This window comes from Paenarthrobacter sp. TRD_SC_7 (genome assembly GCF_056156245.1).
Window position 1 is genome coordinate 1,980,997 of sequence record NZ_CM149587.1, and the last position, 21,490, is coordinate 2,002,486.

The following is a 21,490-nucleotide window of genomic DNA, read 5'->3' on the forward strand; positions in this document are numbered from 1 at the left end:
CACGTCATAAAGCTCGCGAAGCGCGCAGAGCCGGCCCCGCAACGCCGAAATCGACGACGGCGCGGGCTACTTTCCGGGGTCGGCGCTGTCCGGGCGTGCCGTGAGGCCAAGGGCAGTGAATTCGCGGGCTAGTGCGGTACTCAGCTTCGCGTGCCCGGCCGGCTTCAAGTGCACGCCGTCCTGGAGATCGCCGATCGCGTTGTAGCGCGTGAGCCAGTCGCCCGCGCTGACGAACGGTATGCCGTGCTTGCCGGCGATGCGTCCCAGGAGGGCATCGATTTCAGTGCGGCGTCCGCCTCCGTTACTTACGCCCCTGGCAAGGGTTCCAATCATGGCCAAGGTGGTGCCCGGGTAACGTTTCTTCAGGGCGGCGAGAAGCCGCTCTGCGTTGCTGGTGATCTGGGCGTCGGTGGCGCGTTGGGTGGCATCGTTGCCGCCACCCTGAATCACGATCAGCGGTGGGTCGCCGAAAGGCAGCACCCAGTCTCCGCGCTGCAGCGCGTCGATGTAATTGCCGGTCTTCCCATTGGTTGCTACGTAGCCAGTGCCGCCCATGCCAACCACGTGCAACTTGTAGCCCATGGCTGCGATGCCCTGCTGCGGCCACGAATCCTTCGGCATTGACTGGGAATCGCCGATGAGTACCGCGGTGTGGCGCACGTCGGCGAGAACCAGTTCGCTGCGATTGTTCGTGGGGTTCTTATATAGCGAGCCCACCGGCAGGTTGAGCGAGCTGGGAGCCGGGGCAATCCTCAGCGGATTATCCGCGGCGGCCGTCTGCGCCGGCCCGGGCGCGGTTGATCCAGAGGGGGTGGTGATTGGTGCTGGGCTTGGCCCGCAGCCTACCGAGAGAACGCCGATGGCGATCAATGGTGCGAGCATGCGGAACACGGCCGGAGCTTGTCGCATCGTTGTTCTCCACGTGGCACTGGTTCTGCAGCCCATCATGGTGCACAAGACAGGCAAAATCCAGCATCTGGACTTGCGTTTACGTAACAACATCGAACTGTGAGCAGCACCACAATACGGCACTGAATAGCTTGCTTTTTAGGCTCAGAAATGCAACTGCGTTTAGACTGGATGCAGGTGCCCTGTGTCCCGGGGTCTTTTCGCTGTGTGTTCCGATCAAGTCGATCAGGTATGCGCGCGGATACAAACAGCTGACTTCACCACTGAAACGAGTCATTAACGCATGTCTGAAACCATCACCAACACTGCGTCGCGGAGCGATCTGCGCAACGTCGCGATCGTCGCACACGTTGACCACGGTAAGACCACCTTGGTCGACGCCATGCTCAAGCAGACCAACTCCTTCGCTTCCCATGGTGAGGTTGAGGACCGTGTCATGGACTCCGGTGACCTGGAGCGCGAAAAGGGCATCACCATCCTCGCGAAGAACACCACGGTTGCCTACAACGGCCCGTCGTCCAACGGCGAGACCATCACCATCAACGTCATCGACACCCCCGGCCACGCTGACTTCGGTGGCGAGGTAGAGCGCGGTCTTTCCATGGTTGATGGCGTCGTCCTGCTGGTCGACTCATCCGAGGGCCCCCTGCCCCAGACCCGCTTCGTGCTCCGCAAGGCCCTTGCCGCGCACCTCCCGGTGATTCTCCTGGTCAACAAGACCGACCGTCCCGACGCCCGCATCGACGAGGTTGTCCACGAGTCCATGGACCTGCTCCTGGGCCTCGCTTCGGACCTCGCCGACGAAGTTCCGGACCTGGACCTGGACAAGGTCCTCGAAGTTCCCGTCGTCTACGCCGCCGCCAAGGTTGGCCGCGCGTCCCTGGACCAGCCGGCCAACGGCTCGGCTCCGGAGAACGAGGACCTCGAGCCCCTCTTCAAGACCATCATCGAGCACATCCCCGCTCCGACGTACAACCCGGACGGCGTGCTGCAGGCACACGTGACCAACCTGGACGCATCGCCGTTCCTCGGCCGCCTCGCCCTGCTCCGCATCTACAACGGCACGCTCCGCAAGGGCCAGACCGTGGCCTGGGCACGCGCCAATGGTGAGCTCAAGAACGTCAAGATCACCGAACTGCTGGCCACCAAGGCCCTCACTCGTGTTCCTGCCGAGTCCGCAGGTCCCGGCGAGATCGTCGCCGTCGCCGGCATCGAGGAAATCACCATTGGTGAGACCCTCACCGACGCCGAGAACCCGCAGCCGCTGCCGCTGATCACCGTGGACGATCCCGCGATCTCCATGACCATCGGTATCAACACCTCGCCGCTGGCCGGCAAGGTCAAGGGTGCCAAGGTCACGGCCCGCCAGGTGAAGGATCGCCTGGACAAGGAACTGATCGGTAACGTCTCCATCAAGGTGCTCCCCACCGAGCGTCCCGACGCCTGGGAAGTACAGGGCCGTGGCGAGCTCGCGCTGGCCATCCTCGTTGAGCAGATGCGCCGCGAAGGCTTCGAGCTCACCGTGGGCAAGCCGCAGGTTGTCACCAAGACCATCGACGGCAAGCTGCACGAGCCGATGGAACACATGACCATCGATGTGCCCGAGGAATACCTCGGCGCCGTCACGCAGCTCATGGCTGCCCGCAAGGGCCGCATGACCAACATGGCCAACCACGGCACCGGCTGGTGCCGCATGGAATTCATCGTCCCTGCGCGTGGCCTGATTGGTTTCCGTACCCGGTTCCTGACGGACACCCGTGGCGCCGGTATCGCTGCCTCCATCTCGGAAGGTTACGAGCCGTGGGCCGGACCGATCGAATACCGTACCAACGGTTCGATGATTGCCGACCGCGCAGGCGTTGTTACGCCATTCGCCATGATTAACCTGCAAGAGCGCGGTTCCTTCTTCGTGAAGCCCACCTCCGAGGTTTACGAAGGCATGATTGTTGGCGAGAACTCCCGTGCTGATGACATGGACGTCAACATCACCAAGGAAAAGAAGCTCACCAACATGCGTGCCGCTTCCTCCGACACCTTCGAAAACCTGACGCCGCCGCGCGATCTCACCCTCGAAGAGTCGCTCGAATTCGCCCGCGAAGACGAGTGTGTCGAGGTAACCCCGGATGCCATCCGTATCCGTAAGGTCATCCTGGACTCCAACGAGCGCGCCAAGGCAAACCGCGCCCGCGCCAAGTCCTAGCCCTAACTGGCCTGATCCAGTTCGGAACAGCTGAATGAAGAAAGGAGCCGCCGGTTCGGTTCGTGGCATTGCCACGGCCGTACTGGCGGCTCTTTTCGTTGCCCTGGCGGGCACCGTACTGCACCGGCAGACCGTACTCTGGTCGGGCGTCGAGGTCTCCTGGGGTGTGGCTGCAGCCTTGCTGCTGCTTGCGTCCGTGCAGTTGTGGCTCGCTGCGTGGTCCCGCTCGGTGATACCGACGGCGGTGGCAGGCGTGGTGAGCTATGCCGCCGTCGGCGTACTGTCCTCGGCCGGTTCTGCCAAGCAGTTGGTTCTCGGCGACGCCGTGGGCAACGTGTGGGTCTTCGGCATCGGCGTAGTGACGTTAATCATGCTTATTGTTGTTAAGCGGCTGGTTGCTAGTCGGCTGCGACGCGAACGGACTGCCGCCGCGGCGGTGGCGGTGGAACCTCTTTCGCCGCGATAACCATTGCCAACGGAATCTCGACGTCGGCGGTACGGGTCCGGATGGTGCAGGAGCCTTCCGTGGTACCCACCAGATAGCCCAGCGCGTCCGTCAGTCCGTCGTCGATCCTGTACCGGACCACCACCCGGATACCTGGCTCTGCGTCGAGGAGGAATTGTCGCGGCGGCAAATTCGGGGGAGTCACCGTTTCATACTAAGACGCGGGCTAGGTTGGCGTCAGCGCACTGTTGGATAATAGGCTCGGAAGTTGAGTGCCCGGCATGATGCCGGCCGTATTACCCCGGCCATCGCCGGGACAAACCGTGGAGAGGTCTGGGACGTGACGTACGTAATCGCGCAGCCGTGTGTGGATGTCAAGGACAAGGCATGTATTGAAGAGTGCCCTGTCGACTGCATTTACGAAGGTGAGCGTTCCCTCTACATCCACCCCGATGAATGTGTCGACTGTGGTGCCTGCGAACCCGTGTGCCCGGTTGAGGCCATCTACTACGAGGATGACACTCCGGAAGAATGGGCCGACTACTACAAGGCCAACGTGGAGTTCTTTGACGATCTCGGCTCCCCGGGTGGTGCGGCCAAAATCGGCAACACGGGCAAGGACCACCCGTACATCGCCGCACTGCCCCCGCAGAACCAAGACCACTAGGCGGTAGTTTCGGTGATTTCAGCGGCGCCCGCTTTCGGCCTGAACCTGCCTGACTACCCTTGGGAGGCCATGGCGCCGTATGTCGCCACGGCTTCGAAGCACCCCGGTGGCGCAGTGAATCTCTCCATCGGAACTCCGGTGGACCCCACCCCCGGGTTGATCCGCGAGGCTCTGGCCAACGCTGCCGATGCCCACGGCTATCCCACGGTTCACGGTACGGAGGCCTTGCGGCAGGCGGTTGTGGACTGGTTCGCCAGCCGTCGCGGCGTCCCGGGGCTGGACCCCCAGGACGTCATGCCCACCGTGGGTTCAAAGGAGCTCGTGGCGTGGTTGCCGTTCCTGCTGGGCTTGAGCGCAGGCGACGTCGTTGTGCGTCCCACTGTTGCCTACCCGACCTATGACATCGGCGCTTCACTGGCTGGTGCCACGGCCGTTGCCGCGGACGACCTGGATGAGCTCGATCCAGCCACCCGAGCGAAGGTCCGGTTGATCTGGATCAACTCACCGGGCAATCCCACAGGCAGCGTCCGTGACATCGAATCGCTGCAACGGATCGTCGGCCAGGCCCGTGAGCTCGGAGCAGTGGTGGCCTCCGACGAGTGCTACGCAGAGCTGGGCTGGGGCGAATGGGATGCCCAGCGTGGCGGCGAAGCTGTCCCCAGCATTTTGGATCCCCGGGTTACCGGTGGTTCCACTGATGGCTTGCTGTGCGTCTACTCGCTCAGCAAGCAGTCCAACCTTGCCGGATACCGTGCCGCGTTCGTAGCTGGAGATTCGGCCATCATGGCCAATCTGGTCAACAGCCGCAAACATGCGGGCATGATTGTTCCCTACCCGGTGCAGGAAGCCATGCGCGTTGCGTTGGGCGATGCCAAGCACGTCCTGGCGCAGAAGGACCTGTACCGCGGGCGGCGCGAGAGGATTGTGCCGGCGCTGGAGAAGTTCGGACTGAAGATCCACGAATCCAAGGCAGGGCTCTACTTGTGGTCCACAGCCGGCGAAGCCACTTGGGACACGGTGGCACGCTTCGCTGAGCTTGGCATTGTGGTGGGTCCGGGCGTTTTCTACGGAGACGCAGGCAACGGCTTCATCCGTGTGGCCCTCACGGGCAGCGACGAGCGAATTGATGCCGCTGTCGAACGGCTTGGCACGGCCTCATAACAATGCTGTGACTTGCACCACTAATAGCGTCATTCCGCCAGTAACCGGACGGTACGGATTAGTTCCGGAGGGTTACTGGCGGTAACTTTTTAACTGACTATCAATGGTGGCCTTCTCTAAGAAAGCACTTCGGCCGTTGGAGCCCTGCAACAGTAGGGCCGAAGGCGGCGGCACCAGAAGGTTGTTGGACAAGCGTTCGATAGAGGCCCTGAGGCCTCATGAAGGGGACTCCATGACTGAGACCACCAGCGCGACACTGCGCCATGCCGGCGGCGAACTCGAACTGCCGCGCATCAAGGTTGTAGAAGGAAACGAAGGTTATGACGTTTCCAAGCTGCTGAAGCAGACGGGCGCCGTCGCCTATGACCCTGGCTTCATGAACACAGCGGCCACCACCTCGGCCATCACCTACATCGACGGCGACGCAGGCGTACTGCGTTACCGCGGTTACCCCATTGAGCAGCTCGCGCAGCACTCGAGCTTCCTCGAAGTTTCCTACCTGCTGATCTACGGCAACCTCCCCACTCCCACGGAGCTGGAAGAGTTCGATCAGCGCATCCGTCGCCACACGCTCCTGCACGAAGAGCTCAAGGGCTTCTTCGGCGGGTTCCCGCGTGACGCCCACCCCATGCCGGTGCTTTCCTCGGCTGTTTCAGCGCTGTCCACGTTCTACCAGGACTCGCTGGATCCCTTCAACGCGGAGCACGTTGAAGTTTCCACCATCCGCCTCATGGCCAAGCTGCCGGTTATCGCTGCCTATGCGCACAAGAAGTCCATCGGCCAGCCGATGCTGTACCCGGACAACTCCATGAACCTCGTGGAGAACTTCCTGCGTTTGAGCTTCGGCCTCCCTGCCGAGCAGTACGAAATGGACCCTGTGGTGGTCAAGGCCCTGGACCTTCTGCTGATCCTGCACGCCGACCACGAGCAGAACTGTTCCACGTCCACCGTGCGACTGGTGGGCTCATCCAACGCGAACCTCTTCGCGTCGGTGTCCGCCGGCATCAACGCCCTCTTCGGCCCCGCCCACGGTGGCGCAAACGAGGCCGTGCTGAAGATGCTCCGCCAGATCCAGGCCGACGGCATCAAGCCCGAGGACTACATGGAGAAGGTCAAGAACAAGGAAGACGGCGTCCGCCTCATGGGCTTCGGACACCGCGTCTACAAGAATTACGATCCCCGCGCCAAGATCATCAAGGCAACGGCACACGAAGTTCTGGGCAAGCTCGGCGGCAACGACGAACTGCTGGACATCGCCATGCGCCTTGAAGAGAAGGCACTGGCTGACGAATACTTCATCCAGCGCAAGCTGTACCCGAATGTCGACTTCTACACCGGCCTCATCTACAAGGCCATGGGCTTCCCGGAGAAGATGTTCACAGTCCTCTTCGCCATTGGACGCCTCCCGGGCTGGATTGCCCAGTGGCGCGAAATGATCAACGATCCCCAGACCAAGATCGGCCGTCCGCGGCAGCTCTACACAGGTGAGCCGGAGCGCAACTACCCGGCCAACTGATACGGCAAAAGCGTCAATAACGACGGCGGCCGCCCACCTCGCGCGAGGTGGGCGGCCGCCGTCGTTGGTTGCCTAGGCGTTGCTGGCCCGGCCTGTAGTTGCTGAGGCGTTTGTCGCCGCGGCAGGCTCGGCAGCGTTGTAGCCGTAGGGGTTGTTCTTCTGCCAGCGCCAGTGGTCCTCGCACATCTGGTCCACGGTTTTGGTGGTGGACCATCCGAGGTCCGCAAGGGCGGAGGAAGCGTCGGCCCAGAAGGCGGGGAGGTCGCCGGCGCGGCGGCCGGTGATCTCGTAGGGAATCGGCTGGCCGACGGCCTTCTCGAAGGAACGCAGGACCTCCAGAACGGAGGAGCCGCGGCCGGAGCCAAGGTTCCAGCGGCGGACGCCGGCACGCTCGGCGATGTAGTTCAGGGCTGCTACGTGGCCATCGGCCAGATCCACCACGTGGATATAGTCCCGCTGGGCGGTGCCATCGGGAGTGTCGTAGTCGCCGCCGAAGACCATGAGTTTCTCGCGGCGTCCCACGGCTACCTGGGCGATGAAGGGGACAAGGTTGTTCGGGATGCCCTGGGGGTCCTCGCCGATGCGGCCGGACGGGTGTGCGCCCACGGGGTTGAAATAGCGCAGTAGTGCGATATGCCAGCGGTCGTCGGCGTTGCCCAGGTCCGACAGGATGTCCTCGATCTGTTCCTTGGTACGGCCGTACGGGTTGTTGGCGCCGATTTCCATCTTCTCGATGTAGGGGATCGGATTGTGCTCGCCGTATACCGTGGCAGAGGAGCTGAAGACGATGGAGCGCACGTTGTGCTTGTCCATGGCGCGGAGCAGGTTCAGGGTGCCCACGATGTTGTTGTAGTAGTAGGCGAGGGGTTCCTGGACGGACTCTCCTACGGCCTTCAGTCCCGCGAAGTGGATCACGGCGTCGATCCGGTGCTGGTCGAAGACGGCCTCAACGGCGGGCTCATCCACCAGGTCCACCTTGTGGAAGGCGGCGGTCTTGCCGGTGAGCTCCGAAACCCTGCGGAGGGATTCCTCGCTGGAGTTCACGAGGTTGTCGAGCACAACGACGTCGTGGCCGGCTTCCTGAAGGGACAAAACGGTGTGGGAACCGATGTAGCCGGTGCCACCCGTGACAAGAATTTTCATGGTTCCTACGCTATCGGAAATCGGAGCCACGCCGCTCTGTGTTGAGCGGTGTTGAAGCACGTTCGTGCTAAAAACTACTGGTGCCCAAAATTGTTGATGCCGAAGCCCGGCGCCATGAAGTTGTCCAAGCCGTCTTCCGGATCATTGCCAGCGACGGCTTGGAACGGGCGTCCCTCAGGGAAGTAGCTGACGAAGCAGGGCTCGCTGTTGGCTCGGTGCGGCACTACTTCGCCAGCAGTGATGAACTTCTGGTCTTCTCCTTTGGAGTAGTCATCGATCGCATCACAGGGCGTCTTGAGGAGTCGCTCGCGTCCGTCGAAGAAGCGTCACCGCGTAGTCCCGAGCAGCACAACGCTGTGCTGAATCTCCTCGGACAGCTCCTGCCCTTGGACGAGGAGCTCGCAGTAGATGCTTGCGTATGGATGGCGTTCCGGCACGCTGCCCGGATCAAGCCTGTCCTGGCGGCCGAAGCCGAGCGCAGCCACCGCACCGTAGCCGCCGTCGTCGGTCGCCTCATCATGCTCCTGAGCCCCGGTGAAGCTGACGCCCAGCAAACCCTCGTGACTGAGGCGGAAAGGCTCCTGGCCACCATGGACGGGCTGTGCATGCATGCGCTGCTGCAGCCCGAGTGGATGACCGCAGAGATGTGCAGCGACGTCCTCACAGCTCACCTGCGTTCGTTGGGAGCAGTGCCCGCCGGCCGCTAAGGGCCGGCCAGGCCACAAGCAGCAGACAACGCCATTACCGTCCGGAGTCATCGGGAATAGACTGGAACATGTCGGGGACCTGCCAAAGGGAGGAATTCGCATGCACGAGTCAGGCGGCCCGGGATGGCGCATCACCATGGATACGTCCGGGCCTATGCTCATTGCCCTGTACTTGCGCGACGTAGCCGGATTGGATGGTGCTGGAAAACCCATCCTCTCCCACGCAGCTCCAAAAGTCCGGCATGCAGACCACCAGCACCTCACCTCTGACGTTGGGGGTCTCCCGGCGCTAAAGACCGAGTGGGAGGCTTGGTGGGAGAGCCTGGTGAAGTCTTATCCCAATCCGGCTCCCGAGCTATCGCCGCCCAGCTTCAAGGCTTTTGGCAACTCACCGGCACTCCAGCGCGTCCTGCAGGCACACTTTGGCTCTGCGTTGGGATGGGCCACGGACAGGATCGATGAGTATGCCCATCTTGAGGCCGCCCGTGAAGCCAACGGCGTGACACATGTGCTGAACGAAATGGTGGAGGACCGGCTCCTTGAAGTCGGCCGCAGTTCCCGCGACTTCGAACTCACCATCATTGAGCTGCCACTTAACGAGCCGCGAGCCTGGTATCTGGAACCGGACACCATGATCATGAGCCACCAGTTGTTGTCCGAGCCCGATGTGTTCCGCAGTTACGTCCAGCCGGTGGTTGAGCTGCTCGCCTGAGGGAGCTCTACACAAACTCAGGTGGCCGGCGCTGAAACAGTAATGGTGACCGTCTCAGTGGGAGCGGCAGACGGTTGCCAGCCGTCGCGTTTCTCCCGGTTCCACGTCTGGCCTGCGAGGTCCACCTGCGTGATGGACAGCGTCTTGGCGTTCGCCACCGCCCAGTGAGCCACGGCCCACGCCTGTGTCCCGCCAATCTCCAGCTGAACCGAGCGGCCCTGAACGGTGGCCGCCTGGGTGCCGAACGCCGTCGTGAGTTCATCGACAACGACGGCAGGGTCACCCGCCGCCTCCGGCATGCGCAACTCGCAACTCAAAGAAGCGGTGGAGTGTCCGGTGAGGGCGGAAGCGAAAGCCCGAGCCATTCCCTCATGCTGGGCGTACGCGCGGGGGAAAGCGGAACGCTGGACCGCTTGGGCAGCCTGGGTGATCTCCATGGCCTCGTAGCCGGGCACTTTGACCAGTCCGTCAAAGAAGGCATTGCTTGCATAGACGGGGTCCATCACCTGTTCCTCGGTTCCCCAGCCTTGCGAGGGCCGTTGCTGGAACAAACCGCGGGAGTCCGGTCCGGCGTCGTCACCGTAGTTGATGTTGCGCAGCCTGGATTCCTGCATGGCTGTGGCAAGAGCGATACTCGCCGCCCGGGGCGGCAGCCCACGCCGGACAGAGATCGCCGAGATGAGCGATGCGTTGGCAGCCTGGTCCGTGGCAAGCTCATGGTTTTCAGAGCCGACCACGGCGAAGCAGCGCTCCGTGACCAAGGTCTCGGAGCGCTGCAGCACGGCAACTATTGCGTAAATGGCACCTGCTACGAGGGCCAAAGCCAGCACCGCAACGATGGCGCGGCGGAACCGGCGCATTGGGTGTCTCCTGCTAGTTGGCGTGAAGAGCCTCGTTCAGCTCCACCGTCTGGCCCTTGCGCGGCAGGACTTCCACGCCGCCGGTGGTGGAGTTGCGACGGAAGAGGAGGTTCGGGACGCCGGAGAGTTCTACGGCCTTGATGATCTTGCTGGTGTCCTCGCCGTTCTCGTCCTTGGGTCCCGGAACGCGTACACGGGTGCCGGCGGTGACGTACAGGCCGGCCTCCACTACGGAGTCGTCGCCGATGCTGATGCCCACTCCGGAGTTGGCGCCGAGCAGAACCCGCTCGCCCAGGGCAATTTTCTCCTTGCCGCCGCCGGAGAGCGTGCCCATGATGGACGCTCCGCCTCCGACGTCCGTGCCGTCGCCGGCAACAACGCCAGCGGAGATCCGGCCTTCCACCATGGAGGTGCCCAGGGTTCCTGCGTTGAAGTTCACGAAGCCTTCGTGCATCACAGTGGTGCCTTCGGCGAGGTGGGCACCCAAACGGACGCGGTCGGCGTCGGCAATGCGCACACCGGTGGGAACGACGTAGTCAACCATCCGCGGGAACTTGTCCACGCCGAAGACCACAACGTTGCCGCGCTTGCGCAGGCGGGCGCGGGTCAGTTCGAAGCTGTCAACCGCGGCGGGGCCGAAGTTGGTCCACACCACGTTGGGCAGCTTGCCGAAGACACCGTCCAGGTTGATGCTGTTCGGCTTGACCAGGCGGTGCGAGAGGAGGTGCAGGCGCAGGTAAGCATCGGCAGTGTCTGCAGGGGCGGCGTCGAGGTCGATCTGTGCGAAGACAACCTTCTGCTCGGTGCCGCGGTCAGCATCCTTGCCTTCCTCGGCAAGTGCAGTGAGCGCCGGATCGGCGTTATCAACGTCGCGCAGGGTCTCGGCGGCAACGCCCAGCGCGGGTGCTGGGTACCAGACATCAAGCACGGTTGCTTCCCCGGAAGCCGAGGTGGCGATGGTGGCGAGGCCGAAGCCGTAGGCGGATCGGTGGTTTTCGGTCGCGTTTGCAGGCACAGCAGAGGAAGCAGTTTCAGTCATGGGCCAAGTCTATCCAGCAGGCAGAGGTCGGTTAAAACCCGTCTCATGCCATAGAAGTCGCATTTGCGGTGAATCTTGGTTACCGCAAGCACCAATAATGGTAGATGTAGATATGCTGGACGGGTGACCCTGAACCCTGCTCCCGCCCTCCTTGACCTGCGCCAGGACGTTGCTCTGCTGACAGCCGCGCTGATTGACTTCAACAGCGTTTCCGGAAACGAGACCGAACTCGCCGACGCCGTCGAGTCTGCTTTGCGCGCCATCCCCGCCTACACCGTGACCCGGGACGGAGACGCCATCATTGCCCGCACGGAACTTGGCCGTTCCGAGCGCGTCATCCTGGCCGGGCACCTGGACACGGTTCCGCTGCCCACTGTTGAGGGATCGCTCGGCACTGTTCCGGCAACGTGGGAGTCCGGTGTTCCCGGTGAAGGCGTGCTGTACGGACGCGGGACTACTGACATGAAGGGCGGCGTTGCGGTGCAGCTGGCGCTGGCGGCAACACTGTTCGACGACGGCCGGCAGCCGGACAAGGACGTCACCTTCGTCTTCTACGACCATGAAGAAGTGGAAGCGGTCAAGAGCGGCCTCGGAAGGCTGGTCCGGAACCATGGGGATCTTCTGAAGGGCGACTTCGCGATCCTGCTGGAGCCAACCCACGGCACGGTTGAAGGTGGATGCAACGGCACCAGCCGTTTCGAAGCCACTACCCTTGGCGAAACGGCCCACTCTGCGCGGGCATGGATGGGCGTCAACGCGATCCACGCCGCAGCACCCATCCTGGCCCGGCTTGCCGCTTACGAGCCGCGGACCATCAACGTGGACGGCCTCGACTACCGTGAGAGCCTCAACGCGGTGAAGATCAACGGCGGAACTGCGGGCAACGTGATCCCGGACCGCTGCGTGGTGGAAATCAACTACCGTTTCGCTCCGGATAAAACGCCGGACCAGGCCGAGGCCCACGTCCGGGACCTACTGGAAGGATTAGACGTCGTCCGTACGGACGCGGCTGCCGGCGCCAGGCCCGGACTGAATCACCCCGCCGCGGCGTCCTTCGTGGCCGCAGTCGGTGCAGAGCCCAAGCCGAAATACGGATGGACCGACGTCGCACGTTTCAGTGAGCTGGGCATCCCGGCGGTGAACTTCGGACCCGGCGATCCGCTGCTGGCGCACAAGGACAACGAGCACGTCGACGCCGATGCCGTGCGTGAGTGCCTCCGTGCACTGAGGACGTGGCTGACGCCGTAGTCCCGGACCCTGGACGAAGAAGAAGGTCCGCAGCCTGATGGCTGCGGACCTTCTTCTTTAGGTGCAGGACTACTTCCTGTCCGTACCCGGTACGTTGACTTCGAGATCCACGGTTTTAATGGCGGAAGCCACGCCGCCGGCAGCCTTCTTGGAGCCGCGACGCTCAATCATGATCGCAATCCGTGACACGGTCAGGTTGATCAGGATGTAGATCGCAGCGCCCACGAAGAACGCAGGAAACAGGAAGTCCGGGCCCAGGAAGTCGGCCATGATTTGGATCTTCCGCAGGAGTTCCTCGTAGCCGACGATGTAGCCGAGCGAGGTGTCCTTGAGCAGAACCACCAACTGAGCCACCAGGGACGGAAGCATCCGGCGTACGGCCTGGGGGAACTCGATGGACATCCGTGACTGGAAGCTCCGGAGCCCAATGGCCAGGCCGGCCTCGCGTTGTCCCTTGGGGAGGGACTGGATGCCTGCGCGCAGGATCTCGGCGAAGATGGCGGCGTTGTAAAGAACCAGGCCAACCACGACGGCCTGGAACTGACCTGTGGCGAAAACCAGGAGGACGAACAACATCATGAGGACCACGGGCATGCCGCGGAGGAACTCAAGCACTACCTGCGTGGGAATCCGGATCCAGGGAATCAGGGAGATACGCAGCAGGCAGAGCGCGATGCCCAAGGGAAACGCGATCACGGCTGCCACGGCGGCTGCTGCCAAGGTGGAGAGAATGCCTTGGCCGATCAGGTTCCAGACATCCGGCGCCATAGGACCGTAGAAGATCGCCCAGCGGTCGGCGTCGAAGATGCCTTGCTGTGCCAGCGTCGTGACGGCGATGGCGAGGATGCCGAGGATGATCAGGATTCCGGCGGCGGAGCCCAGGAGCGAATAGAGGCGGGCCTTTGGCCCGGGGACGTCGTAAAGGACCGATGTCATCGGGCAATCGCCACCTTTCGTTCAACAAAGTGCGCCAGAAGTCCCAGGGGAACTGTGATCAGGAGGTAGAAGAAAGCCACCCCGAGGAGGATCCAGAGGACTTGGTTGCCGTAGTCGTTGGAGAGCTGGCGGCCGTAGCCGAAAAGCTCCAGGACGAAGAACGCGCCGGCCACCGAGGAGTTCTTGACCAGTGCAATCAGGATGTTGATCAACGGAGGTATGACGGTGCGCACGGCCTGGGGGAGGACGATGAAGCCCAAGACCTGTGTAAAGGTCATGCCGACGCTGCGTGCAGCTTCTGCTTGGCCCACGGGCACGCTGTTGACGCCGGAACGGACCGCTTCGGCGATGAAGGCGGCCGTGTAACTGCTCAGCGCGATGATGGCCGCGACTTCGAATTGTTCAAACTTAACGCCCAACCGGGGTAAAACAATGGCGGCGAAAAAGAAAATGATGGTCAACGGGGTGTTACGCGCCACTTCAACATAGAACATGCTGAAACCGCGAAGTGCTGCCACGGGGGAAACCCTCATGGCCGCCAGGAGTGTGCCGACAATGAGGGCAATGATTCCTGAAATTACGGAGAGATAGAGGGTTCGGAGAAATCCGTCCCAATATTCGGGGAGGCTTGCTATGACGGCGTCCATGGCTTCCTTTGGCTGCAGCTAATCAGGGAACAGGGTCCTGGATTCGTCAACTGCCGCCGTCCGGATGGACGGCGGCAGTTGATGGGTCCCGACTAGTAGCGGTTGATCGCAGGAAGTTCAGGGGCGGTCTTGATGACCTTGCCTGCAGTGGCTTCCCAAGCCTTCTTGTAGGTGTCGTCCTTGGCGAATTCCTCAAGCTGGTCGTTGATCCAGTTGCGGAAGACAGTGTCATCCTTCTTCAGGCCGATGCCATAAGGCTCCTTGGTGAAGGTTTCATCCGAGGCGAGCTTGAAGGCGTCAGGCTCCTTGTCGACGTAGCCGGCGAGGATGACGTTGTCAGTGGTGACGGCGACAACCTGCTTGTTGCGCAGCGGCTCCAGGCAAGCGGTGTAGGTGGCCGCCGGGACTACCTCGGCGTTGTACTTCTCGGCGATGGTCTTGGCCGGGGTGGAACCCGTTACGGAGCAGACCTTCTTGCCTGCGACATCTTCAGGCTTGGTGATGGAGGTATCGTCCTTGTTCACCAACAGCGCCTGGCCTGCTTCGTAGTACGGCCCGGCGAAGGCGACCTTTTCCTTACGGGCATCGTTGATGGTGTACGTGGCGATCACAAGATCGACGCGACCCTGCTCGATGAACGACTCACGGTTCTGGGAGACCGTCTCTACCCACTCGATCTTGTCAGCGGGAATTCCAAGCTTTGCGGCGATTGCCTTGCCCATTTCGACGTCGAAACCGACAGGCTTGCCGTCCAGGCCCTTCTGGCCGAACAGCGGCTGGTCGAACTTAGTCCCGATTTTGATCGTCTGGGCCTTGTTCAGCTTCTCCATGGTGGTACCGGCTTCAAAGCTCGCCGAGGCAACAGGGGGAGTGGTTGTGCTACCGCCACCGCCGCAAGCGCTCAGCGAGAGGGCAAGCGCAGCCGATGCGGCCACCAGGAGTGACTTCCTCCGGGTAATAAGAGACTTCATGATGTTCCTTTCATTGGGTGGCCGCCTTACGGCCGGGGGTGCGGGCGGTAAGGAGCTAGTGGGTCAAGAGCTTGGACAAGAAGTCCTTGGCGCGGGTGCTCTTCGGGTTGGTGAAGAATTCCTCGGGAGTTGAGTCCTCCACGATCTGACCGTCTGCCATGAACACAACGCGGTCAGCAGCCTTGCGGGCGAAGCCCATCTCGTGGGTCACCACGATCATGGTCATGCCTTCCTTGGCCAGCTGGATCATGACGTCCAGGACTTCGTTGATCATCTCGGGGTCCAACGCGGACGTGGGTTCGTCGAACAGCATCACCTTCGGCTTCATGGCAAGAGCGCGGGCAATAGCCACACGCTGCTGCTGGCCGCCGGATAGCTGGGCAGGAAGCTTCGGGGCCTGGTGCCCTACGCCTACTCGCTCAAGGAGGGCCATGGCTTCCTTGTCAGCCGTGCCCTTGGCCACCTTCTTAACCTTGATGGGTCCCAGCGTGACGTTCTCAAGAATCGTCTTGTGGGCGAACAGGTTGAAGGACTGGAACACCATTCCGACGTCGGCACGCAAGTGCGCGAGGTCTTTGCCTTCTTCGGGAAGCTTCTTCCCGTCAATGGCGATGTCGCCGTCGTCGATTGTTTCCAAACGGTTGATGGCACGGCACAGCGTGGACTTACCGGAACCGGAAGGTCCGATAACCACCACGACTTCACCCTTCTGAACCTGGAGGTTGATGTCTTTGAGGACGTGCAATTGACCGTAGTGCTTATTGACGCCGTTCAGGGAGACGAGGGCATCGCCGGACGCTTGAGTAGTCATACGACGAATCTAGCGAACAAAGAAGCAAATATGACCACGGTCACGGCAACTTCCTGAAGATCGTGACTGAACAGAAACCTGCCCCCCGGCGATATACCAGACTGCAATGCAAGAAGCGGGTCGCAGCAGTGGAGCGCGCCTTCATCCGCGCTAGCCTTGGGCAATGAGCATCAGCCAGCACCCCGTTCCCCACCCGGATGCCAACGGTCGCGTCACGGGCACCCATGTGCCTCTTCCATCGGAGATCGCGCCCGCCAAGCACAAAGGCTCCCTCGAGCTCCGACGCAAACAAGCGGACACAGGAATGTCGGACCAGCATTTGCTGGATACCAGCGGTGCCGGGCAGTTCATCCACACCGATCCGTGGCGCGTCCTGAGGATCCAGAGTGAATTCGTGGAGGGCTTCGGAGCCCTGGCTGATCTGGGTCCTGCCGTCAGTGTGTTCGGTTCGGCGCGGACCAAGCCGGGAACCGAGTACTACGAGATGGCCGTCGACGTGGGGCGCAAGCTCGCCGAAGCCGGGGTTGCAGTGATCACCGGCGGCGGACCCGGCTCCATGGAAGCTGCCAACAAGGGTGCCGTGGAAGGCAATGGAGTTTCCGTGGGCCTGGGCATTGAACTGCCTTTCGAACAGGGACTCAACCAGTGGGTGGACCTGGGCATCAACTTCCGGTACTTCTTCGCCCGCAAAACCATGTTCGTCAAGTATGCACAGGGCTTTGTCGTGCTTCCTGGAGGACTTGGCACCCTCGATGAGTTGTTCGAGGCCATGGTGCTGGTCCAAACCCGCAAGGTGACATCGTTCCCCATTGTGCTGCTGGGTGTTCGGTTCTGGGGTCCCATGATCGAGTGGATCAGGGACACCCTGGTGGCAGAAGGCATGGTGTCTGAGAAGGACCTTGACTTGATCCAGTTGGTGGATGACCCCGCCGACGCCGTGCATCGCGTCCTTCACGGCGCACCTCTTCCGCCGACCACCAACGGAAACCAGCGCCCGGAGTAGGCAGGCGGTTCTGGCACGATGGACCCTGTGAGCTTTTTTCTGGTGTTTCTTGCGATAGTCCTCATCGGCGCGGCGTTGTATCTCGGTGCCGGGATCGCACGGGGGCGGTCGATCGGATCGGGACTTGACCAACCCGTCCCCAACCTTCCGGCTGTCCTGCTGCCGGAGGACGCCAAGCCTGCCGACGTCGATTCCTTACGCTTTGCCCTGGGGCTCCGTGGGTACCGTATGGACCAGGTTGACCAGGTTCTGGACGAGCTGAGGGACCAGCTGCAGGCCAAGGACCGCGAGATCGAACGACTAGGCGCGTTGGTGCAGCCGCGTTTGCAGAACGGCGAAACCGGCCGGACCGAAGCGTGACTACCCGCACACCGGCTCCTGGCGGGGAGGGCGTGACCGCCAGGTTGTCCCGCGCAGTTTCCCGCGTCGGCGTGAGGGTAGCCGCATGGCCGTGGTGGCTTCAGGTTTCCCTGATTTTCGTGGCGGCCAGACTCGTCAGCGCCTGCATTTTCATGGCTGCGGCGATTCACCAAGGGACCAATCCTTGGTTCCCGCCAGCTCCGGATTACTGGAGTTTCATCACTATCTGGGACGGACGCTGGTACCAGGAAGCGGCTGACAAGGGCTACCCTGCGGATCTCCCGGTAGACGCGAACGGCGTGGTTACGGAAAACGCCTGGGCTTTCTACGCTCTTTTCCCCCTCCTGGCCCGCGGGCTGACTGCTATCACCGGGATAGGAACATTACCTGCCCTTACGGCCATTGCGATGGTTGCCGGCTTGGGCGCCGCCTTGGTCATATTCAAGCTCTTCGGCGAGTTCACAGGCAGACGTGCAGCCATGTGGGGAGTTGTTTTTGTCTCCACCTTTCCCATCTCGCCAATCCTCCAGGTCCCTTACGCCGAGTCCTTGAACCTGCTGCTGCTGTCGGCCTCCTTATTGCTTGTGGTCCGGCGCCACTACCTGGCCGCCATTCCCGTGGTGCTCTTGATGTGCCTGTCCAGACCCACGGGAGTGCCGTTCGCAGCCATGCTGGGGTCGCTTCTGCTGTGGCGGTTGTGGCAGCGGTTCCGTCCATCCAGGGGGCTGTCAGCTCCGACGCCGGTCCATGAGGACGTTGAAGCGACGTCGGTGCGGAACCTGGTGAGGCTGGGGGCCCTTGTGGTGGTCACTGGAATCGGTGCCTTGGCATGGCCAGGGATAGCGTGGGCAGTGACCGGCGACCCGGCGGCCTACACCCGAACCGAAACGGCCTGGCGGGGACACGATCTGGTGCCATTCAAGCCGTGGTTCGATACGGGCCGGATGCTGTTTGGTCCTGTGCTGGGCGTGCTGGCTCCCTTCGTCTTCACCGCCCTTTTCGTGCTGGTCATGATGTCAAAGCCCGTCAGTGCGCTGGGGACGGAGTTGCGGCTCTGGTGCTCCTGCTACATGGGCTACTTGCTGGTCTTCCTGCATCCACAGACCAGTACCTTCAGAATGTTATTGCCACTTTTCCCGCTGGCCTTGGGTGTGGCACTGCTGTCCAAGTCGAAAGCGTACCGGGGGACCGTTGTGGTGATGTTCCTCCTCCTCCAGATCGTGTGGGTTGTGTGGCTGTGGGCGTGGGCCCCGCTGCCCGGAGGCGGGGACTATCCGCCCTGACGTGGACCTTTGCCGCGCAAGAGCAGTAAGTACAAAGCCCGGACAAATGGGCGTTTGATTCGCTACGGACGGGTAATTACGGGATAATGGACTACGAGCAAGGACAAAGCACCGAAAAGTGCCCGGCCAAGGCGGCCTCCCCAGCGGTGCCGCCGGCTGCAATTGCGACGCGTAACCAGCCCGGCCGGGTTGGCGTGACTTGGGACAAATGGAGGGGATTTTCCTAATGGCGGCTATGAAACCACGTACCGGCGACGGCCCTATGGAAGTTACCAAAGAGGGACGCAGCTTGATCATGCGTGTGCCGCTCGAAGGCGGAGGGCGGCTCGTAGTGGAGCTCAATGCCGCGGAAGCGGCAAACCTCAAGGAATGCCTCGTAGGCGTCACTGAATAGAGTTACATAGCAGGGCCCGGCAAGCCGGGGCCCTGCTTTTGTTTAAGCCCTGACTACTTCTTGACAGCCACCAGGAGTCCATCGCCGGTGGGCAGCATCGCGGATGCCAGCCGCTCGTCGTCGCGAATGGACTTGACGATCTGACGCAAAACCACGGTAGTGGCGTCCCGCGCTGCCGGGTTGGAGACGCGGTCCTTGTCCAGGGCATCATTGATGACCAGGGCGCCGCCGGATTTGAGGAGGCGGATGGCCTGTTCCACGTACTTGGGGAAGTTTGGCTTGTCGGCGTCGATGAAGACGAGGTCGTATGCCGAGTCGGTGAGGCGAGGCAGCACATCGGCTGCACGGCCCGAAATAGTGCGGGTGCGGTTGGCCGGGCTGCCGGACTCCAAGAACGCTTCCCTTGCCGCCTTAAGGTGTTCGACGTCCACGTCGATGGTGGTCAGCACAGCATGGGGGCTTAAGCCACGCAGGAGACAAACCCCGGACACTCCGGCACCTGAGCCAACTTCCACCACTGTCTGCGCTTTGGAAGCGGCAGCGAGCACTGTCAGCACGGCGCCCACGCCGGGGCTGATGGGCGTAACACCGAGTTCGAAGGACCGCTCCCGGGCGCGCAACAACACGTCATCCTCAGCCGGCAGATCTTCTGCGTAGGACCAGCTGCTTGACTTGTCGGCACTCATGAAGGGGTTCGCTTTCCGCGGGTAGGGGTGTTTGTACCAAGACTACTGTGTCCGCCCCCGTAAACCCGTTGCAGGGAAGCCTCCCCGCACCTGTGTCCATGGCCGATTTCAGCCTTGCGGGGAAATCCTCCGCCAGTCAGGAAATTCCCAGACAAACTTGGGATGATAATGCTCCGGTCATCCATGAGGTGGGCGGCACCGAAGATTCGGTGAACCACAGTTTGAGGGGAGTGGACGATGCCGGCATCGCATGCTGCGCCAGTCCAAACATCGGAAAGCCTTGAGGCCGTTACTGATTGGGTCATGCCCAGCTGGGAGGAAGTGGTTTCGAACCACTCCGCCAAGGTATATCGCCTCGCCTATCGCCTGACAGGCAACAAGTTCGACGCCGAGGACCTCACCCAGGAGGTTTTCGTCCGGGTGTTCCGTTCACTCGAGAACTTCAAGCCGGGAACGCTGGACGGCTGGCTGCACCGCATTACCACCAACCTGTTTCTGGACCAGGCCCGCCGCAAGAGCCGGATCCGCTTCGACGCACTCGCTGAGGATGCCGAATCCCGCTTGCCCGGCCGCGAGCCAGGACCGGAGCAGAGCTTCGAGCACAACAACCTTGACCTTGATGTCCAAAGGGCCTTGGAAGAACTCCCGCCGGACTTCCGCGCCGCCGTCGTGCTGTGCGATCTTGAGGGCCTGTCCTATGACGAAGTTGCGGAGGCGCTGGGTGTGAAGCTGGGGACCGTCAGGTCCCGTATCCACCGTGGAAGGACCATGCTGCGCGAGAAACTTGCCCACCGTGACCCCCGCCCGGCAGAGGCCCGCAAGCCGCGGTTGAAGATGCCCCGCATCGCCAGCATTCTTTAGGTTGTCGATGCCTCGACGTCCCCTTCGTCCGGGAGCCCTGTCCCGGCGCAAATTGGCTGCGCTGCGCCATACGCGCAGCCCGGAACACCTGCAGGACTGTGCGGACTGCCGAATCTCGCTCCGCCGGGAACGGCAGTACCTTGAGCGCCTCCGCGGTGCAGCCGTGCCCGAAGCCAGCCAGGATCTTGCGGCACGGCTGATCCAGCACACCGAACGCCTGGCCAACGAGCCGGCCCAGCCATACGCCACACCGCAGCATTCGTACCGTCGGTTGCAGGCCCTTCGCGTCGCGGGTGTAGCTGTGGGCACCCTGGTGGTCAGCGCAGGAGCCTTGGCGGTATCCGCCTACGTGATCGCCTGCGATGAAGAATCACAGGTCCTCGCGGAAGCCAGCGACGTCGGCGCGCTTGCCGGTGCCTGGACGGGAAGCCCGGCTGAAGCCATGGTGGGACCCGCGTTCCGGGCCGGCAGCACAGTCAGTTTGAGCTCTTCCCAGTTGGAGTCACTGCGGGAAGAGGGGTGGGCCTGCCCTGAGCTGTCCGGGATGGGCTTCCACGTCGTGTCCGCCCAAGCCACCATGCACAACGGAAACCCGGCTGTGGAACTCAGGCTCGAAAACAATGGTCACTACGCCACCATCGTGGAGGAACACCTGCCGGCGGATCGGCCCGGACCGGGACACTCTACGTCTGCGCAGCTTTCTGTCACGCAGGGAACCCCGTGGAAGGCTGTCTACACCATGCCGGCAGCCGTCATCAGCTATGCCTCAGACCTCCCGGCAGACAGTGCAGACGACGCCGTCCCGGAAATCGTCCGGGCAGGGGAGTCCATGGCGTGGGTGTCTGCCGACGAAGATCCAGAGGCTTGGTACGGAAGGCTGCTACGCGGCCTCCAGACCCTGCTCCGCCCTGCCGGTTTATGAGCGGCACCA

The 21,490-nt window shown here is 62.3% G+C and carries 24 protein-coding genes; 14 read left to right on the forward strand and 10 right to left on the reverse strand.

Features of this window, described 5'->3' with window-relative positions; all coding sequences use genetic code 11:
• Positions 1-66: 66 nt before the first annotated feature.
• Positions 67-1,032, reverse strand: coding sequence for an SGNH/GDSL hydrolase family protein (locus tag AC0J5Z_RS09620; protein WP_475038855.1), 966 nt, complete (start codon positions 1,030-1,032; stop codon positions 67-69).
• Between the two features lie 160 nt (positions 1,033-1,192).
• Here AC0J5Z_RS09620 and typA point away from each other — a divergent pair, with 160 nt between their 5' ends.
• Together typA and AC0J5Z_RS09630 are read left to right on the forward strand one after the other, a co-directional pair.
• Entirely contained in the window at positions 1,193-3,109 is a 1,917-nt protein-coding gene (typA, locus tag AC0J5Z_RS09625; protein WP_089595701.1) for a translational GTPase TypA, read from the forward strand.
• 34 nt (positions 3,110-3,143) lie between these two features.
• Complete coding sequence (locus AC0J5Z_RS09630; protein ID WP_475038856.1) at positions 3,144-3,575, forward strand: hypothetical protein; 432 nt, start codon at positions 3,144-3,146, stop codon at positions 3,573-3,575.
• On the opposite strand, the gene AC0J5Z_RS09635 is transcribed toward AC0J5Z_RS09630, so the two are convergent.
• Complete coding sequence (locus tag AC0J5Z_RS09635; RefSeq protein WP_475038857.1) at positions 3,508-3,759, reverse strand: putative acetyltransferase; 252 nt, start codon at positions 3,757-3,759, stop codon at positions 3,508-3,510. The two genes, AC0J5Z_RS09630 and AC0J5Z_RS09635, sit on opposite strands and share 68 nt — an antisense overlap.
• Before the next feature lie 135 nt (positions 3,760-3,894).
• Here AC0J5Z_RS09635 and fdxA point away from each other — a divergent pair, with 135 nt between their 5' ends.
• The 3 genes from fdxA (at position 3,895) to AC0J5Z_RS09650 (ending at position 6,898) form a co-directional block, all read left to right on the forward strand.
• Positions 3,895-4,221, forward strand: coding sequence for a ferredoxin (fdxA, locus tag AC0J5Z_RS09640; RefSeq protein WP_017200392.1), 327 nt, complete (start codon positions 3,895-3,897; stop codon positions 4,219-4,221).
• A gap of 12 nt (positions 4,222-4,233) precedes the next feature.
• Positions 4,234-5,382 (forward strand): succinyldiaminopimelate transaminase, encoded by a 1,149-nt coding sequence (gene dapC / locus AC0J5Z_RS09645; protein ID WP_475038858.1) that lies wholly within the window; start codon positions 4,234-4,236, stop codon positions 5,380-5,382.
• Between the two features lie 232 nt (positions 5,383-5,614).
• Positions 5,615-6,898, forward strand: a complete 1,284-nt coding sequence (locus AC0J5Z_RS09650) for a citrate synthase (RefSeq protein ID WP_475038859.1) — start codon at positions 5,615-5,617, stop codon at positions 6,896-6,898.
• 72 nt (positions 6,899-6,970) lie between these two features.
• Here AC0J5Z_RS09650 and galE read toward each other — a convergent pair whose 3' ends face one another.
• Complete coding sequence (gene galE, locus AC0J5Z_RS09655) at positions 6,971-8,041, reverse strand: UDP-glucose 4-epimerase GalE (RefSeq protein WP_475038860.1); 1,071 nt, start codon at positions 8,039-8,041, stop codon at positions 6,971-6,973.
• Positions 8,042-8,121: 80 nt separating this feature from the next.
• Between galE and AC0J5Z_RS09660 the strand changes: the two genes are divergently transcribed.
• Positions 8,122-8,748: a TetR/AcrR family transcriptional regulator gene (locus tag AC0J5Z_RS09660; RefSeq protein ID WP_475038861.1), complete on the forward strand. Its 627-nt coding sequence runs from the start codon at positions 8,122-8,124 to the stop codon at positions 8,746-8,748.
• Positions 8,749-8,848: 100 nt separating this feature from the next.
• Positions 8,849-9,460 carry a hypothetical protein gene (locus tag AC0J5Z_RS09665; RefSeq protein WP_475038862.1) on the forward strand — a complete coding sequence of 204 codons (612 nt, stop codon included), beginning with the start codon at positions 8,849-8,851 and terminating at the stop codon, positions 9,458-9,460.
• Positions 9,461-9,477: 17 nt separating this feature from the next.
• Here the strand turns inward: AC0J5Z_RS09665 and AC0J5Z_RS09670 are convergent, their stop codons facing one another.
• Entirely contained in the window at positions 9,478-10,320 is an 843-nt protein-coding gene (locus tag AC0J5Z_RS09670; protein WP_475038863.1) for a hypothetical protein, read from the reverse strand.
• Between the two features lie 13 nt (positions 10,321-10,333).
• Positions 10,334-11,359, reverse strand: coding sequence for a 2,3,4,5-tetrahydropyridine-2,6-dicarboxylate N-succinyltransferase (dapD, locus tag AC0J5Z_RS09675; RefSeq protein WP_475038864.1), 1,026 nt, complete (start codon positions 11,357-11,359; stop codon positions 10,334-10,336).
• Positions 11,360-11,482: 123 nt separating this feature from the next.
• Between dapD and dapE the strand changes: the two genes are divergently transcribed.
• On the forward strand, positions 11,483-12,607 hold the full coding sequence (gene dapE / locus AC0J5Z_RS09680; protein WP_475038865.1) for a succinyl-diaminopimelate desuccinylase: 1,125 nt from the start codon (positions 11,483-11,485) through the stop codon (positions 12,605-12,607).
• 69 nt (positions 12,608-12,676) lie between these two features.
• On the opposite strand, the gene AC0J5Z_RS09685 is transcribed toward dapE, so the two are convergent.
• The 4 genes from AC0J5Z_RS09685 to AC0J5Z_RS09700 form a co-directional block, all read right to left on the reverse strand.
• A complete protein-coding gene (locus AC0J5Z_RS09685; RefSeq protein ID WP_475038866.1) occupies positions 12,677-13,543 on the reverse strand; it encodes an amino acid ABC transporter permease in 867 nt (288 codons plus the stop codon).
• Positions 13,540-14,190 (reverse strand): amino acid ABC transporter permease, encoded by a 651-nt coding sequence (locus AC0J5Z_RS09690; protein WP_011775440.1) that lies wholly within the window; start codon positions 14,188-14,190, stop codon positions 13,540-13,542. The genes AC0J5Z_RS09685 and AC0J5Z_RS09690 overlap by 4 nt, the downstream gene beginning before the upstream one ends.
• Before the next feature lie 92 nt (positions 14,191-14,282).
• Positions 14,283-15,161: a glutamate ABC transporter substrate-binding protein gene (locus AC0J5Z_RS09695; RefSeq protein ID WP_475038867.1), complete on the reverse strand. Its 879-nt coding sequence runs from the start codon at positions 15,159-15,161 to the stop codon at positions 14,283-14,285.
• A gap of 55 nt (positions 15,162-15,216) precedes the next feature.
• Positions 15,217-15,972, reverse strand: a complete 756-nt coding sequence (locus tag AC0J5Z_RS09700) for an amino acid ABC transporter ATP-binding protein (protein WP_475038868.1) — start codon at positions 15,970-15,972, stop codon at positions 15,217-15,219.
• 163 nt (positions 15,973-16,135) lie between these two features.
• On the opposite strand from AC0J5Z_RS09700, the gene AC0J5Z_RS09705 reads away from it, so the two are divergent.
• The 4 genes from AC0J5Z_RS09705 to AC0J5Z_RS09720 all read left to right on the forward strand — a co-directional run bounded on the left by AC0J5Z_RS09705 (position 16,136) and on the right by AC0J5Z_RS09720 (position 19,012).
• On the forward strand, positions 16,136-16,975 hold the full coding sequence (locus tag AC0J5Z_RS09705) for an LOG family protein (protein ID WP_475038869.1): 840 nt from the start codon (positions 16,136-16,138) through the stop codon (positions 16,973-16,975).
• An 18-nt stretch (positions 16,976-16,993) separates the two neighbouring features.
• Positions 16,994-17,335 carry a DivIVA domain-containing protein gene (locus AC0J5Z_RS09710; RefSeq protein WP_475038870.1) on the forward strand — a complete coding sequence of 114 codons (342 nt, stop codon included), beginning with the start codon at positions 16,994-16,996 and terminating at the stop codon, positions 17,333-17,335.
• Complete coding sequence (locus tag AC0J5Z_RS09715; RefSeq protein WP_475038871.1) at positions 17,332-18,618, forward strand: hypothetical protein; 1,287 nt, start codon at positions 17,332-17,334, stop codon at positions 18,616-18,618. The genes AC0J5Z_RS09710 and AC0J5Z_RS09715 overlap by 4 nt, the downstream gene beginning before the upstream one ends.
• Before the next feature lie 226 nt (positions 18,619-18,844).
• Complete coding sequence (locus AC0J5Z_RS09720; protein ID WP_009357720.1) at positions 18,845-19,012, forward strand: DUF3117 domain-containing protein; 168 nt, start codon at positions 18,845-18,847, stop codon at positions 19,010-19,012.
• Between the two features lie 53 nt (positions 19,013-19,065).
• Here AC0J5Z_RS09720 and AC0J5Z_RS09725 read toward each other — a convergent pair whose 3' ends face one another.
• Positions 19,066-19,698 (reverse strand): O-methyltransferase, encoded by a 633-nt coding sequence (locus AC0J5Z_RS09725; protein WP_475038872.1) that lies wholly within the window; start codon positions 19,696-19,698, stop codon positions 19,066-19,068.
• A gap of 237 nt (positions 19,699-19,935) precedes the next feature.
• Here AC0J5Z_RS09725 and sigE point away from each other — a divergent pair, with 237 nt between their 5' ends.
• Positions 19,936-20,559 carry an RNA polymerase sigma factor SigE gene (gene sigE, locus AC0J5Z_RS09730; protein ID WP_017198611.1) on the forward strand — a complete coding sequence of 208 codons (624 nt, stop codon included), beginning with the start codon at positions 19,936-19,938 and terminating at the stop codon, positions 20,557-20,559.
• A 7-nt stretch (positions 20,560-20,566) separates the two neighbouring features.
• Entirely contained in the window at positions 20,567-21,481 is a 915-nt protein-coding gene (locus AC0J5Z_RS09735; RefSeq protein ID WP_475038873.1) for a hypothetical protein, read from the forward strand.
• Positions 21,482-21,490 lie beyond the last annotated feature (9 nt).

Excerpts from the sequence above, each read along its gene's own strand:
- typA (WP_089595701.1), top strand. The coding sequence starts at position 1,193 with ATGTCTGAAACCATCACCAACACTGCGTCGCGGAGCGATCTGCGCAAC.
- AC0J5Z_RS09630 (WP_475038856.1), top strand. The coding sequence starts at position 3,144 with ATGAAGAAAGGAGCCGCCGGTTCGGTTCGTGGCATTGCCACGGCCGTA.
- AC0J5Z_RS09650 (WP_475038859.1), top strand. The coding sequence starts at position 5,615 with ATGACTGAGACCACCAGCGCGACACTGCGCCATGCCGGCGGCGAACTC.
- galE (WP_475038860.1), bottom strand. The coding sequence starts at position 8,041 with ATGAAAATTCTTGTCACGGGTGGCACCGGCTACATCGGTTCCCACACC.
- AC0J5Z_RS09665 (WP_475038862.1), top strand. The coding sequence starts at position 8,849 with ATGCACGAGTCAGGCGGCCCGGGATGGCGCATCACCATGGATACGTCC.
- AC0J5Z_RS09670 (WP_475038863.1), bottom strand. The coding sequence starts at position 10,320 with ATGCGCCGGTTCCGCCGCGCCATCGTTGCGGTGCTGGCTTTGGCCCTC.
- dapD (WP_475038864.1), bottom strand. The coding sequence starts at position 11,359 with ATGACTGAAACTGCTTCCTCTGCTGTGCCTGCAAACGCGACCGAAAAC.
- AC0J5Z_RS09685 (WP_475038866.1), bottom strand. The coding sequence starts at position 13,543 with ATGACATCGGTCCTTTACGACGTCCCCGGGCCAAAGGCCCGCCTCTAT.
- AC0J5Z_RS09690 (WP_011775440.1), bottom strand. The coding sequence starts at position 14,190 with ATGGACGCCGTCATAGCAAGCCTCCCCGAATATTGGGACGGATTTCTC.
- AC0J5Z_RS09695 (WP_475038867.1), bottom strand. The coding sequence starts at position 15,161 with ATGAAGTCTCTTATTACCCGGAGGAAGTCACTCCTGGTGGCCGCATCG.
- AC0J5Z_RS09700 (WP_475038868.1), bottom strand. The coding sequence starts at position 15,972 with ATGACTACTCAAGCGTCCGGCGATGCCCTCGTCTCCCTGAACGGCGTC.
- AC0J5Z_RS09705 (WP_475038869.1), top strand. The coding sequence starts at position 16,136 with ATGAGCATCAGCCAGCACCCCGTTCCCCACCCGGATGCCAACGGTCGC.
- AC0J5Z_RS09710 (WP_475038870.1), top strand. The coding sequence starts at position 16,994 with ATGGACCCTGTGAGCTTTTTTCTGGTGTTTCTTGCGATAGTCCTCATC.
- AC0J5Z_RS09720 (WP_009357720.1), top strand. The coding sequence starts at position 18,845 with ATGGCGGCTATGAAACCACGTACCGGCGACGGCCCTATGGAAGTTACC.
- AC0J5Z_RS09725 (WP_475038872.1), bottom strand. The coding sequence starts at position 19,698 with ATGAGTGCCGACAAGTCAAGCAGCTGGTCCTACGCAGAAGATCTGCCG.
- sigE (WP_017198611.1), top strand. The coding sequence starts at position 19,936 with ATGCCGGCATCGCATGCTGCGCCAGTCCAAACATCGGAAAGCCTTGAG.
- AC0J5Z_RS09735 (WP_475038873.1), top strand. The coding sequence starts at position 20,567 with ATGCCTCGACGTCCCCTTCGTCCGGGAGCCCTGTCCCGGCGCAAATTG.